Here is a 13,955-nt window from a genome sequence, read left to right as displayed (position 1 = left end):
GATGTACCTGCAAGAAGTCAACCTGAAGGTTCTTCCCTTCTTGATATCCAGAGTACGGCGAAAGCTGTGGCGTTGGCTGTGGCGGCGAGCAGGCAGCAGGCCACGATGCCCAGTACCGGGGCGATGAGTGCGCTGGCCAGGACAGCTCCCAGGCAGGCCCCGAAAAGCTCGGCCCCGTAAATCCTGCCGGCGGAATGTTCCGGCCTGCGGCAGAGCTTCATGAAGCATCCGGCGGCCAGTGGGAAATTGACCCCGTTTATGAGCCCGGCGGAAAAGGTCAGGGCTGAGAACAGGGCAAAGATGAGCCATGGCGGCTGCACTGCAGCAGCAAGGGGCAGGGCTGCGCCCATGAGTCCGGCCAGAAGGGCCATGATTCCCTGGACCATAAGCAGGGTGCCCAGGGTGGTCCTGCGCGGACCAAGGCCATGGGAAATAAAGGCTCCCAGGGCCAGCCCCAGCATGAACATGGCCACTATCAGTCCCACCAGTTCGTAGATGAAGCCGTATATATTCTGAAATGAAAAAAGCAGGCCCACCTGCAGGACCATGGTGGAAAGACCCGTGCTGAAGGCTGATCCGGTCACGGCAAAAGTGGTGTCCGGTCTGGTGCCGGTCTTTGCCCCCAGGAATCTGAGAACACAGGCCGCCAACAGTGTCGCTCCCGCAAAGGGAAGGATCCACCATGGCTGCACGTGGAGCAGGTGCTTGAGTATGTCTGCACCGTCTCTCCTGGTGAGATCGCTTATGTGCATGAGAGTGTAAAAGTAAGTGATGGGCCGAAAGTCGGTATTAAGGAAGTACCGGTCCTGTACCGGATCCAGGTCTTTCTGGGCCCTGGCCTGCTGCTTCACCGGCCCGGGAGAAACAGGTACCGACGGCGGTCCTTCCAGGTGTGATTCCGGACTCCTGCCGTGGTGGCGCACCACCCAGTTTACCCTTCTTAGCTGGGACTCTTCCAGCAGGACCTGGTAATGGACCGGGGAGAATCCCTGGGCTTCAATGCCGCGCTGGGTGTAGCGCTCCTGCAGCCGGGCCGGGTCCACTGAAATCTGGTCCGAATCATCTGAGGCAAAGTAAAACATGAACCTGTCTCCGGCCACCAGGGTATGGGAAAAGACCCGGTCCAGGGTATGGAAAACAGCCGTGTTGCGGTTGGCTATGGCTGTGCCCCGCAGGTCCGGCGTGGAGGCCGTGCCGGCTACCAGGACCCCCTGGGGGTTGAGGGATTTTCTGGCTTCCTCAAAGAACTCCCGGGTATAGAACCGGTTCATGGCCGCAGTGCTTGGATCAGGGCTGTCCACAATGATCATGTCGTATTCCTGGCCGGCTCTTTTGACGAAAAGGCGGGCATCGGTGTGCATGAGATTCACCCTGGGGTCGTCCAGCACCTCCAGAGACCCGGGATGGACGTGAGCAGCAGCGGTCTGGACAAGTTTTTCATCCAGCTCGATGTAATCAATTTTACCCACCGGGTGCTTGAGTATCTCGGCCAGAGTGCCCCGCAGCCCTCCGCCTATAAGCAGTACACGTTCCGGATCCTGATGCTGGACCATGGCCAGGTGGGCGAAGCTAACCGCTTCCTGCCCCTCCAGGCCGGGAACAAGGGTTTCAGGTCCGGCTGTGCTGAAAATCAGGTGCCCGCTCTGGAAAAAACTGTACTGGTCCTGGCGTTTTAAAACCGCGATATTGCCGTGCTTAGATTCGTGGGTGTCCACCAGCTGGTGCTGTGGTGCGGTCTGTTTCCATTGAATCTGATGGGCAAAGCGGTCCAGGTGATCCAGGGAGAAAAAGAGCAAAACCGCGGCTGCCAGGACTATAGGAACTGCTGCCAGGGCACGGGGCCTTAAGCTGGGGCGCGCAGGTACTATGAGCATTACCGCAGCCAGCATAAGTGCGGCAACCAGCATGGATGTCTGAAAGGGATTTAAAAGGTGAACCAGGACAAAGGAAAATAATATGCCTCCGAGCATATTGCCTGTGGCCTCGCCCACGTAAGTCTTACCTGCGCCTGTGGTGTCCAAGCTTTTGTCCCTTTCCCGCCATACCCTGGACAGCAGCACAAACTGCGAGCCGGTCAAAAGGCAGACGGGCGCTGTGACAATAAAGCAGGAGACCAGCATCTCGGGCAGGGTCAGGTATGCACCGGGGAGGACATCAAAGAAACCGCGCAGGGTTCTGATGGTCAGGATGGTCAGGGGCAGCAGAAGAAGTACTGCTGCTGCAGTGGTTTTCAAAAGAAACACCGGACGGCCCCAGCGGTCCACCACCCGGGCTCCCAGGCGGCTGCCCAGGCCTACCCAGGCCAGCCAGGCGGACAGGATAATTCCGATGGACAGCTCGTTGCCGTGAAAGACCATCAAGAGTTCCCGCAGAAGAAGAACCTGGCCGATCTGGGAGATGACCCCCAGCATAAGTACGGATATGAGGTGGTATGGGATTCTTTGTTTCATGATTTTTCACCCGGGTATCAGAATGAGAGCAGGCGAAGAGTGTGCTGAACAGTTACATGCAAGGCATGATACTTGAAGTATTGTGGATTTGTAAATGCAGGGGAAGTAGAATCAGATCCAGTCATCCTGCAGCTCAGGCGCTGGGAAGGCTTGAAAAAAGTTTACAGGAGGTTGTAATTATTTATCCAGCAGGTGTTCCAGAAAATCATCGCCCTGAAGGCCCTGGCGCACTGCTGAAGCGTCAATGTGCTCGGCCCGGGCCAGGTATTTCCTGGCCAGACTCTCTTGGCCCTGTTTAAGGTAAGCCCTGGCCAGATCACAATATCCTTCAATCTGCTCAGGGTGCTGGTGGATTGCTTCTTTAAAGGCATCCACGGCACCGGCCGTGTCGCCTTTATCCAGATGGGCATAGCCCAGGGCGTTGTAACCGTTATAGACCCCGGGGTCGATGGCTACTGCGGACTCCAGTATTTTGATCCGTTGATCCGGATCATTTATTTGATAACTGGCAACAACCCGTTGCATGGCTTTCTGGGTCTTTTGCATCTCCTGCTTCCAGTTTTCCTCGAAATCCTGAAACTCGCGTCTTAACCTGCGCAGCCTGGTATATTCGTTTATGGTTATGAACAGGACAATAGTTGCCAGCAGGGCAACAGTAACACTTAATGTTGTCACCAGAAAGGCCGGGCTCATGGAGGATGCGAGAGTTTCATTCATTAATGGCCTCCGGGGAAGACTGCTTGGGTCCAGGTTGTTATGACTTGTCAAGTGGCAGTTAAATCACACTCAAGTCTTACATTAACTGGTCCCGGATGCAAGTTCATGTTTTCAGTACGGTTATGTAAAAAAGGGAGCGATTCAGCAACCATTTTTCGCTGGAAGGAAATAAGCATCCTTGCTGGAAATGATTAAAAATTATTTTTTCAAAGTCAATAGGCTTATGTTTCAGGCAGTCCTGCTGGTTTTGGTTGCCGGCCCCTTGTGCTTTCAGGGGCCGGCAGGCAGGAGGTTGGAGGAGGTCGAAGGCAACAAGGAGATGGTTGCCTTCAAGGGAAAATCGGGAATTTAAAAAACTACATACCGGTCGCACTCGCCGACCATTTCAGCGTTGCGGGCCTGGGTGGCGAAGTCCCTGAAGCTTACTCCGGGAACTTCCCCGGAAAGCTCATTGGCCCGAAAGCTTACATCGCAGACGGATATGCGGTTGGCCTTGCCCACCAGTTTTGCAAAATCCGGGTCCTGTGTCAGCATAACGCTTTTTCCGGTAAAAAAAAGCTGGGTTTCCAAGCCTTTTTTATATGCGGCCTCCACCAGGTTTATTACCTGGTCCAGGTACTGGTCCTTGCGCACCAGGATGCCAAGCTTTTTTTCACCGGATGCACCCTGCTGTGTATCATTGCTCATAACAGATAATCCTCCCTATTCTGAAAAAAGTTTTTCAGCCTTGCTAAGCACCTTGTCGCGGATGCTTTCTTCCATGGAATACTTGAGAATCAGCAGGTTCACTGCTTCTCTTAAAAGTTCGGCCTCGTCCTTGTTTCTGTTTTCTTCCAGCTGTCCCAGGGCTTCGAATATCTCCTGAACATCAGGGCTCAAAGCTGTGCAGATCTGCCTGGATGATCCTTCATGGCCCCGGAGGGAATCGCTTTTATCAGAAGTCTTTTCTGAATCCACCCTGGGAAGCCGCTGCAGAAGGTCGTAGCACTCCATTATTTTTTCCATGCAGTGCTGTCGGAAGTACCAGGCCCCCAGGGATTTGACTATGTTCCTGGTGGCCTCGATCTGATCCGGGGGGAGATTTTCCTTTGCCACGACCTTTTTGGCGGATTCCAGGGCACTGTCATAGCAGTTGCAGCGCTGAGAAACCATGGCCGAAGCCAGATCTTTGTCCATATCCATTTTCAACTCCTTGGGCTTTGGCGGAGCAGATTGCCGCCGATGCCGAGAACAGAGGGTATAAATTCAGTTTCAGATTCTTTTACCACCAGCAGATGACCTTGTCGGCCTCAAAGATCTGCTCCACGATTTTTTCCCAGTCCGTGCCGGGCTTGAATGTTTCCACCGTCTGGCAGTTGTTGTCCCTGCAGTCGGCATCTACGATGTATCTGGTAAGCTCATCCGGTTCAGATTTTAAAATGTGCAAAGTATTCATGTTCTTCTCCACGAGGTTTTCGATTCCGGGTCCTTTAATATCAAGCACTGCCTTCTAATGTCAGGGCCGGGCTGCGGATCCTGTTTAAGCCTGTCCGGATCCGCAGCAAAGCATCCCTGCAGCTTTTAAAAGGGAATAACTATGTCTGATTTTTTGACCAGTTCGTAGATCCCTTCTTTGTCAATGGGCTTGAATTCGTACTTGTCCACATTGGCCTGGTTGTTGGAATAGCGTTCTCCTTCCATTTCATCCAGAAAGCCCATGTTGTCCTCAAAAGCCTCATCCAGCTGGGCTATTTCATGGTCCAGCATGACCATGTTCACCCCGGTGGCATGCAGAAGAAGTCCAAGGCTGGTGCGCAATCCCTCGTACTGCTGTTCCGGATCCCGGATAAGCACGGTTACTTCCTTCATGGTTACCCCTTTTTGATGTAGTAGTTGGTTTTGCCCTCGTCTGTGTCCTGCATGCCCAGGAATTCATTGCCGTCCTTGTTTCCGAACTCGGGGATATCGTTTTTGGATCCCGGGTCAGTTCCGATTACCTGCAGAACCTGGCCACTTGACAGCTCTTTCATGGCCTTTTTGGTTTTAAGCAGGGGCATGGGGCAGCTCAGCCCGCTGGTGTCGACAACCTTGTCTGCATTGATAGTGGAAGTGTCCATAATGTCCTCCTTTAGATGTTTTTAGAATATTACAAATTTTTCGCTTTTTTCATTCCAGATGGCCCAAAGAGCCCAGGCAACGGGGATGAGTACGAATACTGCGAGGGCCAGGGGCCAGCCGAACACGTCAGGCATGAATACTCCCGATCCCAGCCAGTCCTGGACCTGGAAGCGTTCCAGAAAGGCAAATCCCAGGGAATTGAACAGGGCAAAGGATACAACAGCAATGATAAGCTTTATATGCCCCTCACCAGCTCTCCATAGTGATCCTGAACCGCAGCCTCCTGCCAGAAGCATGCCTATTCCAAAAATGATGCCCCCCAGAAGACTGCCCAGCCAGAAGGGATGAAATACACCCATGGTTTCGGGCTGGATCCAGTTGTACTTGATTACTGCCGAACCCATACCGTAGATGAGAAGGCTCAGCGCTATGGCCCTGACCATTTCAGCATCCCCGGTCATAAAAGGTTCTCTGAAGGCCCTGGCGAAGCACAGACGGGCACGCTGCATGGTGATGCCGATAAGTGCACCGAAGAACAAAAGGCCTCCAAGTACTGTTTCTCCCTGCACGGAATACAGGTAGAATGCTGTTAGAATAAGCACCAGGACCAGTCCACCGGCAAAAGGCGATATTTTCCCCCAGTTTATGAACGCCTTTCCCGGCATTTCCCTGGAAGGGGGAGCTGCAGTAAACTGTTGGGGCACGTTCATCATTTCCCAGATTAAAATGCGAAGGCCGATGTAGGCCCCAATGCCCAGCCCGATCATCATGGCATAGCCGCCCATGGAGAACATGCCGATGGCATTGTAAAATCCGCCTATGTTGCAGCCCGAGGCTATGGCCGCCCCGATTCCCATGAGCCCCCCGCCGGCGATACCTTTAAGGTACTCATACCAGGAGGAGTTCCTGAGCTTGAACTGCCCGGCCATCAAGGCTGCGGCCAGCGCTCCCAGTACCAGGCCGATATTGGACATGGACATGTTGCTCATCCAGGGTTCAGTGGGTCGTTCGGAATAAAGGCCGATGAGATAGAAAAAATTGTCGCCCCAGTTTCTGAATCCACCGGTGATTCCCCACATGCTGTCCCAGAGAAAAATCATGAGAGCCAGGATTGCCAGAAAGACAGCCGCCAGCCATATGGGCCAGCTGTTCTGGAAAACCTTGATGTACACTTTCCTTGCTTCCTCGCGGAAGCTGCTCCAAAAAGTGGTTGCCACAACGGGCCTCCTTTTGGGTTTAAAGGTTTGTCAAGCAGCCTGGAAGGGCCTTTTCCTGAAGCCGGATAATTTACCTACAAATTTAGTCTGCTAATTAGCAACGATCATGCCATGGGTTTTGAGGGTGAGTTTATGGCTATAAACCGTGATTTTTTGTCAAAAAAGTTATAAAAAGTGTTTAAGGTGATGTTTAATGATTAAACAGTTGTATAAGCGTGTATATGCAAGGAGGCAGCAGCTTGCAGTTTTTGGGGTAAATACCCTTGCATGGCTACTGGTTGTTATGCAGTGGAGGCTGTCACAATCAACTGCTCTGGACGGGGAAAAGGAGAAATTTATCCTGCTTAAGCTGAGCACTGCAGAGAAACTTTGCGTGCAGCCCAGGAGATCACTTTTCACGAAGAAAATAACCATTAAGGGCATGAAGAGCATGAAGTTAAACTTTCGTTGTAGTGTTGAATAGAGAATTTGCCATGCAGGTGAAGACCGGGCAGGTCAGGGATGAGGTCTTTGCGGGTGTATGGTGGATTTCCGGGAGCAGGCTTTTCAGCTTTTTTAAGCCATGAGCCTTGCTCCCGGGAATCAGGTTATAAGGAGGAGGTCGGTGTTATTCGATTTCAAAACTGCCGTCTTCACCATAGGATACGTTGGCATCCAGGTAGTAGACATCCAGCTCAGGGCGCTGATCCTGAAAGGTGAAGTAGGCTTCACCGCTGCGTGCGCCGGTGGCGCAGATGAGGACAATGGGTTTTTCGTCGTCGAACTCATCCATATTGGCCCGGATTTCATCCACATTCATGCGCTCGGCCTGGGGCAGATGGCCGCGGCTGAATTCGTCCTCGTCTCTTACATCAATAAGGCGGATGCTGCCGGGATCAGTCTCCATAAGTTCCACAAAGAAGTCTTCATCTATGGATCCGGGGAATTCCCCTTCTTTAATGTCCGAAGGCTCGGCCGCTTCTTCAGCTTCAGCCACTTCGGCTTCATCAGGCTCTGTAATGTCTTCGATGGTCCACAGCTTGTAACCCTGGTCAGCCCAGTGCTCATCACCTTCCGGGAAAACTACTACATTTTCGTATCCCATTTCTTCCGCCTTCCAGGCGGAGTCGTGGCTGAGACGTCAGGCAGGGTTCATGCAGTAGAAAATGAGAAGGGTTGACTTGTCCTCGGGAAGGACATCTTCAGCTTTTTCTTCAAATTCACCGTCAGGCAGACTCACGGCGGTAGGAATGTGACCACGGTCAAAACGGGGGCGCTTGGGCCGGGCATCAATGAGCATGACGTCATCCCGGGGTTCTTCCCTGAGCACATTGTCTGCTACAATGGGTTTGACAAAATCAATGCCTACGAAGGTGTGAAAGGGATTGGGGACATCTGTTTCCACTTCAACAGTGGGGATGGGTTCTCCGGGTTCATACCCGGCGACATGCCTGGGTTCATCCTTGACGCAGCCGGCTGCAAGAAAAAGAGCCAGCGCAAGGATAAGCCCGGGCAGGGCCAGTTTTTGGAGCCTTTGGTACATGAAGCACCTCCATGGGTTTAAAGGTTAGCCGGTTGAGCAGATGATTCTGTTTACATATGATTAAGCAATACATGTGCCATTTTTGCGTACCTGACTTTTTTTGTCGGGATATGACTATGGAGGTGGTCATTTAGAGCGAACCACCCCCGACCCCTCCTTAACCAAGGAGGGGAGCAGATCGTGCTGCACGCATAAAGTTACAGATCTGTGTGAGAGTAATATGCTGAAATAATTTCTTGGAATTGCAGTTATTTGTAAGCACTCATTAGGGTACAGATAAACATTAGAGTGACTAGAATAGGAAGTGGTCATTTAGAGCGAACCACCCCCGCCCCCTCCTTAACCAAGGAGGGGAGCAATCCGTGCTGAGCGTATAAAGTAGACAGATCTGTGTGAGAGTAATATGATGTAAATGTCTACTCAAGGGTGATTAAACACCTGTATAAATAATTGTTGACAGCCATCCGGGCAGCTTTTTCAAGAGCGGGCAGGATGGTTTGAGCCTGCCCTGAGTCCGTCCCGGAGTCGTCAGGCCTTTTTATGCTTTTGCGTATTGAAAATACCGGGCCTGGTTTTGTCAGGACTTGTGCTCAGTCTTTCTGGATAAAATAGCTAAGGGTATCCTCGTCTGAATGCTCCATACCAAGAAAACTGCTGCCGTTGCGCAGACCCAGGTCAGGGATATGGTCTTTTGAACCCGGATCAGTACATATGATTTTAACTGTCTGACCGGATTTCAGAGAGTCCAGGGCTTTTTTGGTTTTCAGCAAGGGCAGGGGACAACTCAAGCCTCTGGCATCCACAACTTTGTCGGCGATTATCCGGGGGGGGAGTTTCATGAGCAGTCTCCAGTTTGAACCGGTTAAACCGAACAGTTGATTTTAATAAGCCCGGAAAAATCAGGAAGTCCTTCCAAGCAGCTGCAGTAGATCCTGCATTGCCTCGGCGGTATTTGCAAAAAAAGCAGCACCCGGTGCATCCGCAGGTATGCGCTGCATGAATTCCTGGATCCATGGCAGCATGAAATTGCCTGAGAAGTCAGCAATCTCCGCGGCTGTTTCAGGGTCAGGATCCTGCAGGTACAGGCTCATCAAAAAGTAAAGATATTCCAGTTCCAGGCAGAGATGATCCACAGGCTCACCAGGGTTTTGGGGTTCCAGACCGGCCTCGCTGAGCCTTTTTTGCATTTCCAGGGCCGGCTGCTGCATCAGCAGCTGTTCTTCTCCATGGTAGCAGGAATGGTACAAAGGGGCGCTGACTCCGCCGTGAGTATTTATAAATGTTTCTACAAAGACGCTTTCCAGCTCCTGTAAAGTCTCAGGCTTCTGTCCCCGGGACTGGATTTCATCTAAGTATGCGGCAATGCGAGGAGTGCCTTTGAAGACAACGCCCTGCAGACCGTTCCATACAGAAATGGAGTTTTCCCAGAGTTCTTCCCAGTTTTTGCGACCGTCACGGCTCCAGAACACCTGAATCAGATGCTCTACGGCCTGCAGGATCTGCTGCCGGCCGGCGGAGTCCAGACCGGTAATACTGCCTGGCAGGATGTTGTCATTGCTCATGGGGTCTCCACCATCTCCGGATACTTTTCCTCCCAGGCCATGATGCCTGCCTTGTAGCGGTATATGTTTTCATATCCAAGACGAACGGCCCACCTGGCCGCAATGCCGCTCTGCACTCACCTGAAGCTGCGGCAGTAAAATATGATTCTGCGCTCCTTGTCTTCGCCCGTGGCGCTTATGAGCTGTTCTTTTTTACCTGAATCCAGGCTGCTGCGTTCAGCGGGCCGGAAAGGGACGTTTACTGCACCTGGAAGGATGGTTGAATGCTTGAATTCGTATTCATAGCGGTTGTCGATAACTGTCATCTCCGCTTCTTCTTTGTAGAGCCTGTGCAGTTCTGATGTGTCTATGAGCCTGTAGCCTTGTTCTTCAGCCTTTTTTTCGGCGTCTTCCCACCAGACTTTTTCTTCTGCGGCATGAAGGGGGTTTGAAAAAGCCATCAAGGCCAGGACTGATATTACAAATGAAGTGATTCTGGAAAATTTCATGGCTAAGCCCTTTTTCTGGCAGCCCTCAGGGGGTTGTACCTGCAGGAAAGGCAGTCGCCTTTCCTGCAGGGTTGCCGGATGTCGTCGGCAAGGAGGTGTTTTATGAGCCACAGCCGCCGGAAGATTTGCGGCAGCTGTGGAGGATTCTGCTGCTATATCTTGTCTTTTATCTGGTTGTACCAGAGTTCATGGTGATGTTTGGCATAGCTTTCAGGGACCTTGCCGGTGAACATGGATTTGAATGCCGGTCTTTCCTCCCTGGAGATGGCTGCCATATAGATGTGCACGATAAGTCCGGCCAGGGCCAGGGTGGCAAAGAGATAGTGGATGGTCCTGGACCAGGCTACGGGTGTCGGGTTGTCCAGGACCATGGTGGAAAGAAACATGATAACCCCGGTGACAATAAGTATGGCCCCGGCAATGATGGATATCTGGGCAAAGAGCTTCTGCCCGGCATTGTAAAAGCCCTGGGGCGGAATGTCCGTAGTCATGCCCAGTTTTTTGAGCATCTTGTCACCCATGGTCAGCTGGATATTTTTCTTGACCATCCAGGTCATATCCCGGGAAGGGTTGAGAGTGAAGGCTTCCTTTGCAAAAGCCAGGCTCTCGGTAATGCGCCCCAGGACGTAGATTATCATGACTATGGCCCAGAAAAGGCCCAGGTACATATGCACATTCAAAAGCATTTCCGGACTGCCGAAGATGGTGCGCATCATGGCCGGGTACCAGCCTCCCAGGGGGTTCCAGTGCTCGTTTATGAGCCCCAGCCCGGTGAGGGTCAGGGTGATCCAGCAAACGGCATTGAACCAGTGAATGAAAATGCCGCCTTTATCGTGGCGCGGAATCATTTTTTCCTGCATGGTATTATGCCTCCTCCTTTTTTTCATCGTGCCCGGAGGTCTCGGAGCCCGAAGTGATCTGCTTTATAAACATGACTGCAGCGCCCAGTGCTGACAGCCCTACAGCCACCTTGAACAGGGGGTTCACCAGACGGGTCATGGTGGCATGGGCTGCGGGGTATTCAACTTCCCCGGGCCAGTCCATGGGCTCGGTGTCGGCCAGGTAGTACATATTGGGATCGGTGTCCTCGGGTTCGGTGTTTATCTGGACCCACTCTCTGTCTTTTAGCAGGGTAGCTGCTTCACTCTCGGAATCGTTGATATCCCCGAAGACCCTGGCCTTGGTGGGACAGGTATCCACGCAGGCCGGCTGCAGTCCCATGGCCAGGCGGTCCTGGCAGTAATCGCACTTGTCCGGGACCCTTAAGGTGGGATGGCGGTACCGGGCTGAATAAGGGCAGGCCACCACGCAGTTGCCGCAACCTATGCACATATCCTTGTTGATCTGGACAATGCCTGTTTCCTCTTCTTTGTACGTGGCCCCACTGGGGCAGGCGTGCACGCAGGTGGGGTTGTCGCAGTGCATGCACCCCCCCGGTTGATAATGGGCATAGGTGTTCTTGCCCATGGAAAAGTCAGGAGACTTCTCCTTGATCCAGTTACGCCAGTAGCCCCGTGGAAGGCCGTGCTCCACCTTGCAGGAGGCCATACAGGCCTTGCAGTCGATGCACACCGATGAGTCGACGACCATGGCGAATTTCTTTTTCATCAGCTCACCTTCCTTACGTTTACAAAGGTCTCATGCATGGCCATGTTGGCGCAGATTTCATCATAGGCATCCTCCTGTATCTCTGCGATACTGGCCCCTTTCTGGTAAATCTGGCTCATCTGTGGAGACAGCGAGCCAAATCCGGTGACCATGTACACGGTCTGCTTCTCAATTCCTCCATCAATTTCCAGGCGGAGCCTGCCCTTGCCCGAACTGCTCTCTACTTCCACCAGGTCGCCGTCTTCAAGACCCAGGCGTTGTGCAGCATCAGGGTTCATGTGCAAAGTGTTCTCCTCCATGAACTCGGTGAGCAGTTCGTTGTTGGTCCTGCTCTGGGTAAAGTAAGCCGGCCGTCCCACTATGAGCCGGAACTCGTCCTTGTCCGGCATCTGCGGTGGATTGTAGACAGGCATGGGCTCGATTCCCCATTGTTCGTAGCGCTGGTTGTAGATTTCCTTGACCCCGCTCAAGGTCTTCAGGGGATCTCCGGCATAGATGCCGTAAGCCTGGCTGGGATTGAAGTAGATCCCGTCCTGGCGCATGATTTCCAGGGCTCCTTCCAGGTCTCTAAGCTGAGCTTCGCGGTATTCGTCCATGGTGAAATCAAAATGCTCTTCCAGGTCCATGCGTTTGGCCAGTTCCTGGAGAATCCAGAGGGGAGGCCTGGATTCGAACATGTTGTCTATTACCGGGTCGCGCAGGAAAGCGCAGGCGCAGGCAGAGGAACCCTGCAGTGCCGTCACCGGGTCTTCTCGTTCCAGGAAGCTGTTGCCAGGCAGAACAATGTCAGCATACCAGGCGGTATCGCTCATCATGATGTCAATATTTACGAAAAAGTCAATGTTTTCAAGCATTTTAATAGTTTTCTGGCGATTGGCCCCGGTCTGCAGAAAGTTGGTCTTGAAAGAAAACCAGCCCCTGATGGGATAGGGTTCCTGCTTGATAATGGCCTCGCGCAGAAGCTGAAAAGAACCTATGTCGCTGAACAACCCGGGAACCTGATCGGCATCCGCCCGGTCAGGCGGATTTTCCGGGTAGAAAGGCGGAGAGTAATCCCAGCCTCGGACCCCTACTTCCCTGGTGGCCATAAGCCCTCCAGGGCGGTCCCAGTTGTCCAGGAGAACGTTGGCTATGGCCATGGCCCTTCTTATCTGGGTGGACTGCTTGTAATCCGAACTGCGCCGTCCAGGGTAGACCATGGCTCTGGGAGCGGCTTCAGTGATTTCCTTGGATATGCGTTTTATATCCTCGGCCGGGATGCCGCATTCCTTTTCCGCCCATTCAGGAGTGTAGTCCTTGATATGCTCCACGAACTTGTCATACCCATGAGTATTATCCGGGCAGCAAAAGCGTTCGCCCTTGACTATCTCGTGGCACATGGCCAGGAAAAAGGCCATGTCAGTGCCCGGTTTGATCTGGTGCCACTCATCGGCCAGGGCAGCGGTCTTGGTGAACCTGGGGTCTAAGACAACTACTTTGCAGCCGTTCTTCCTGGCTTCGACGAGATCCGGGGTGTCCGGGGTCATTATGGCCTCCAGGGGATTGGAGCCGGCAATGATTATATATCTGCTGTGCAGTACGTCCGCTGTGGGCACCTCGCCGAAAGTATCCAGGTAGGCCCTGTTGCGGCTTAGCAGGCACAGGGACTCGTGATTGGTGAAGTTGTAGGAGCCGAACACCTCAGCGAACATCTCCACAAACCTGGACTGGGCATCCACTCCAGGGGTAAACATGATGCCGCACCGGGAATACTCGTCGGCGATTTTCTGCATCTGTTCCGCTGTATGGTCCAGAGCCTCTTCCCAGCTGATTCTCTCCCACTTGCCTTCTCCGCGCTTGCCTTTGCGCTTCAGCGGGTGCTTCAGGCGGTCCGGGTTGTATACGTGCTGAATTCCGGCGTTGCCTTTGGCACAGATCATCCCCCTGGATTTGCGGCAATTGGGATTGGGGTCCAGTTTTTTTATGACTCCGTTCTTTTTTCGGGCGATCATTCCGCAACGGTTGAAGCACATGTCGCAGGCCGTATAATGAGAGGTGATATCTTTGTCCGGACGAGAGCCTGCGGCATTTGCCCCGGGCACCAGCCCCTTTACCAGCGGGCTCTGTATCCCGGCTCCCACAGCGGCAGCAGCCATGGAAGTCTGCAAAAACCTCCTCCTGCTGATGGGACTCTTGCCGTCTTTCATATTTGCTCCTTCATTGAAGTTGTCGCTTGAATTATTGTAAGCACTTAAATTTTCTGTGCAGCATTCACCCGGAAGCAACATGTTCTTCCGGGTGAATGAAGTAGACTG

The 13,955-nt window shown here is 52.8% G+C and carries 17 protein-coding genes; 1 reads left to right on the top strand and 16 read right to left on the bottom strand.

The genetic code is table 11. The features are described from left to right. Positions 1-17: 17 nt before the first annotated feature. The 8 genes from DTHIO_RS15470 to DTHIO_RS15435 form a co-directional block, all read right to left on the bottom strand. Positions 18-2,450 (bottom strand): spermine/spermidine synthase domain-containing protein, encoded by a 2,433-nt coding sequence (locus DTHIO_RS15470; protein WP_144311547.1) that lies wholly within the window; start codon positions 2,448-2,450, stop codon positions 18-20. A 177-nt stretch (positions 2,451-2,627) separates the two neighbouring features. Then, a complete protein-coding gene (locus DTHIO_RS15465) occupies positions 2,628-3,167 on the bottom strand; it encodes a tetratricopeptide repeat protein (RefSeq protein WP_008871197.1) in 540 nt (179 codons plus the stop codon). A 348-nt stretch (positions 3,168-3,515) separates the two neighbouring features. Beyond that, positions 3,516-3,854 carry a hypothetical protein gene (locus DTHIO_RS15460; RefSeq protein WP_008871196.1) on the bottom strand — a complete coding sequence of 113 codons (339 nt, stop codon included), beginning with the start codon at positions 3,852-3,854 and terminating at the stop codon, positions 3,516-3,518. Positions 3,855-3,869: 15 nt separating this feature from the next. Next, positions 3,870-4,349: a hypothetical protein gene (locus DTHIO_RS15455; protein WP_008871195.1), complete on the bottom strand. Its 480-nt coding sequence runs from the start codon at positions 4,347-4,349 to the stop codon at positions 3,870-3,872. Between the two features lie 79 nt (positions 4,350-4,428). Beyond that, positions 4,429-4,650: a hypothetical protein gene (locus DTHIO_RS21500; RefSeq protein ID WP_040418816.1), complete on the bottom strand. Its 222-nt coding sequence runs from the start codon at positions 4,648-4,650 to the stop codon at positions 4,429-4,431. 77 nt (positions 4,651-4,727) lie between these two features. Beyond that, the gene (locus tag DTHIO_RS15445; RefSeq protein ID WP_008871193.1) at positions 4,728-5,015 is read right to left on the bottom strand and encodes a hypothetical protein; all 288 of its coding nucleotides are present in this window, start codon (positions 5,013-5,015) and stop codon (positions 4,728-4,730) included. 2 nt (positions 5,016-5,017) lie between these two features. Then, positions 5,018-5,263: a sulfurtransferase TusA family protein gene (locus DTHIO_RS15440; protein ID WP_008871192.1), complete on the bottom strand. Its 246-nt coding sequence runs from the start codon at positions 5,261-5,263 to the stop codon at positions 5,018-5,020. 21 nt (positions 5,264-5,284) lie between these two features. Further along, positions 5,285-6,481, bottom strand: a complete 1,197-nt coding sequence (locus tag DTHIO_RS15435) for a YeeE/YedE thiosulfate transporter family protein (protein WP_008871191.1) — start codon at positions 6,479-6,481, stop codon at positions 5,285-5,287. A gap of 193 nt (positions 6,482-6,674) precedes the next feature. Here DTHIO_RS15435 and DTHIO_RS15430 point away from each other — a divergent pair, with 193 nt between their 5' ends. Further along, complete coding sequence (locus tag DTHIO_RS15430; RefSeq protein WP_008871190.1) at positions 6,675-6,944, top strand: hypothetical protein; 270 nt, start codon at positions 6,675-6,677, stop codon at positions 6,942-6,944. A gap of 144 nt (positions 6,945-7,088) precedes the next feature. Here DTHIO_RS15430 and DTHIO_RS15425 read toward each other — a convergent pair whose 3' ends face one another. The 8 genes from DTHIO_RS15425 to DTHIO_RS15390 form a co-directional block, all read right to left on the bottom strand. After that, entirely contained in the window at positions 7,089-7,565 is a 477-nt protein-coding gene (locus DTHIO_RS15425) for a rhodanese-like domain-containing protein (RefSeq protein WP_008871189.1), read from the bottom strand. A 36-nt stretch (positions 7,566-7,601) separates the two neighbouring features. Further along, the gene (locus DTHIO_RS15420) at positions 7,602-8,003 is read right to left on the bottom strand and encodes a rhodanese-like domain-containing protein (protein ID WP_008871188.1); all 402 of its coding nucleotides are present in this window, start codon (positions 8,001-8,003) and stop codon (positions 7,602-7,604) included. 590 nt (positions 8,004-8,593) lie between these two features. Further along, positions 8,594-8,842: a sulfurtransferase TusA family protein gene (locus DTHIO_RS15415; protein ID WP_008871187.1), complete on the bottom strand. Its 249-nt coding sequence runs from the start codon at positions 8,840-8,842 to the stop codon at positions 8,594-8,596. 60 nt (positions 8,843-8,902) lie between these two features. Next, positions 8,903-9,565 (bottom strand): TorD/DmsD family molecular chaperone, encoded by a 663-nt coding sequence (locus DTHIO_RS20045; RefSeq protein ID WP_008871186.1) that lies wholly within the window; start codon positions 9,563-9,565, stop codon positions 8,903-8,905. After that, the gene (locus DTHIO_RS15405) at positions 9,562-10,053 is read right to left on the bottom strand and encodes a rhodanese-like domain-containing protein (protein ID WP_008871185.1); all 492 of its coding nucleotides are present in this window, start codon (positions 10,051-10,053) and stop codon (positions 9,562-9,564) included. Before DTHIO_RS15405 ends, DTHIO_RS20045 begins: the two co-directional genes overlap by 4 nt. Positions 10,054-10,205: 152 nt before the next feature. Beyond that, entirely contained in the window at positions 10,206-10,913 is a 708-nt protein-coding gene (locus DTHIO_RS15400; RefSeq protein ID WP_008871184.1) for a formate dehydrogenase subunit gamma, read from the bottom strand. Between the two features lie 4 nt (positions 10,914-10,917). Beyond that, complete coding sequence (locus DTHIO_RS15395; RefSeq protein WP_008871183.1) at positions 10,918-11,661, bottom strand: 4Fe-4S dicluster domain-containing protein; 744 nt, start codon at positions 11,659-11,661, stop codon at positions 10,918-10,920. After that, complete coding sequence (locus tag DTHIO_RS15390; protein ID WP_008871182.1) at positions 11,661-13,847, bottom strand: molybdopterin-containing oxidoreductase family protein; 2,187 nt, start codon at positions 13,845-13,847, stop codon at positions 11,661-11,663. The genes DTHIO_RS15395 and DTHIO_RS15390 overlap by 1 nt, the downstream gene beginning before the upstream one ends. Positions 13,848-13,955 lie beyond the last annotated feature (108 nt).

The organism is Desulfonatronospira thiodismutans ASO3-1 (assembly GCF_000174435.1).
GTDB classification, from domain to species: Bacteria; Desulfobacterota; Desulfovibrionia; order Desulfovibrionales; family Desulfonatronovibrionaceae; genus Desulfonatronospira; species Desulfonatronospira thiodismutans.
This window is presented reverse-complemented; position numbering and strand designations above follow the sequence as displayed.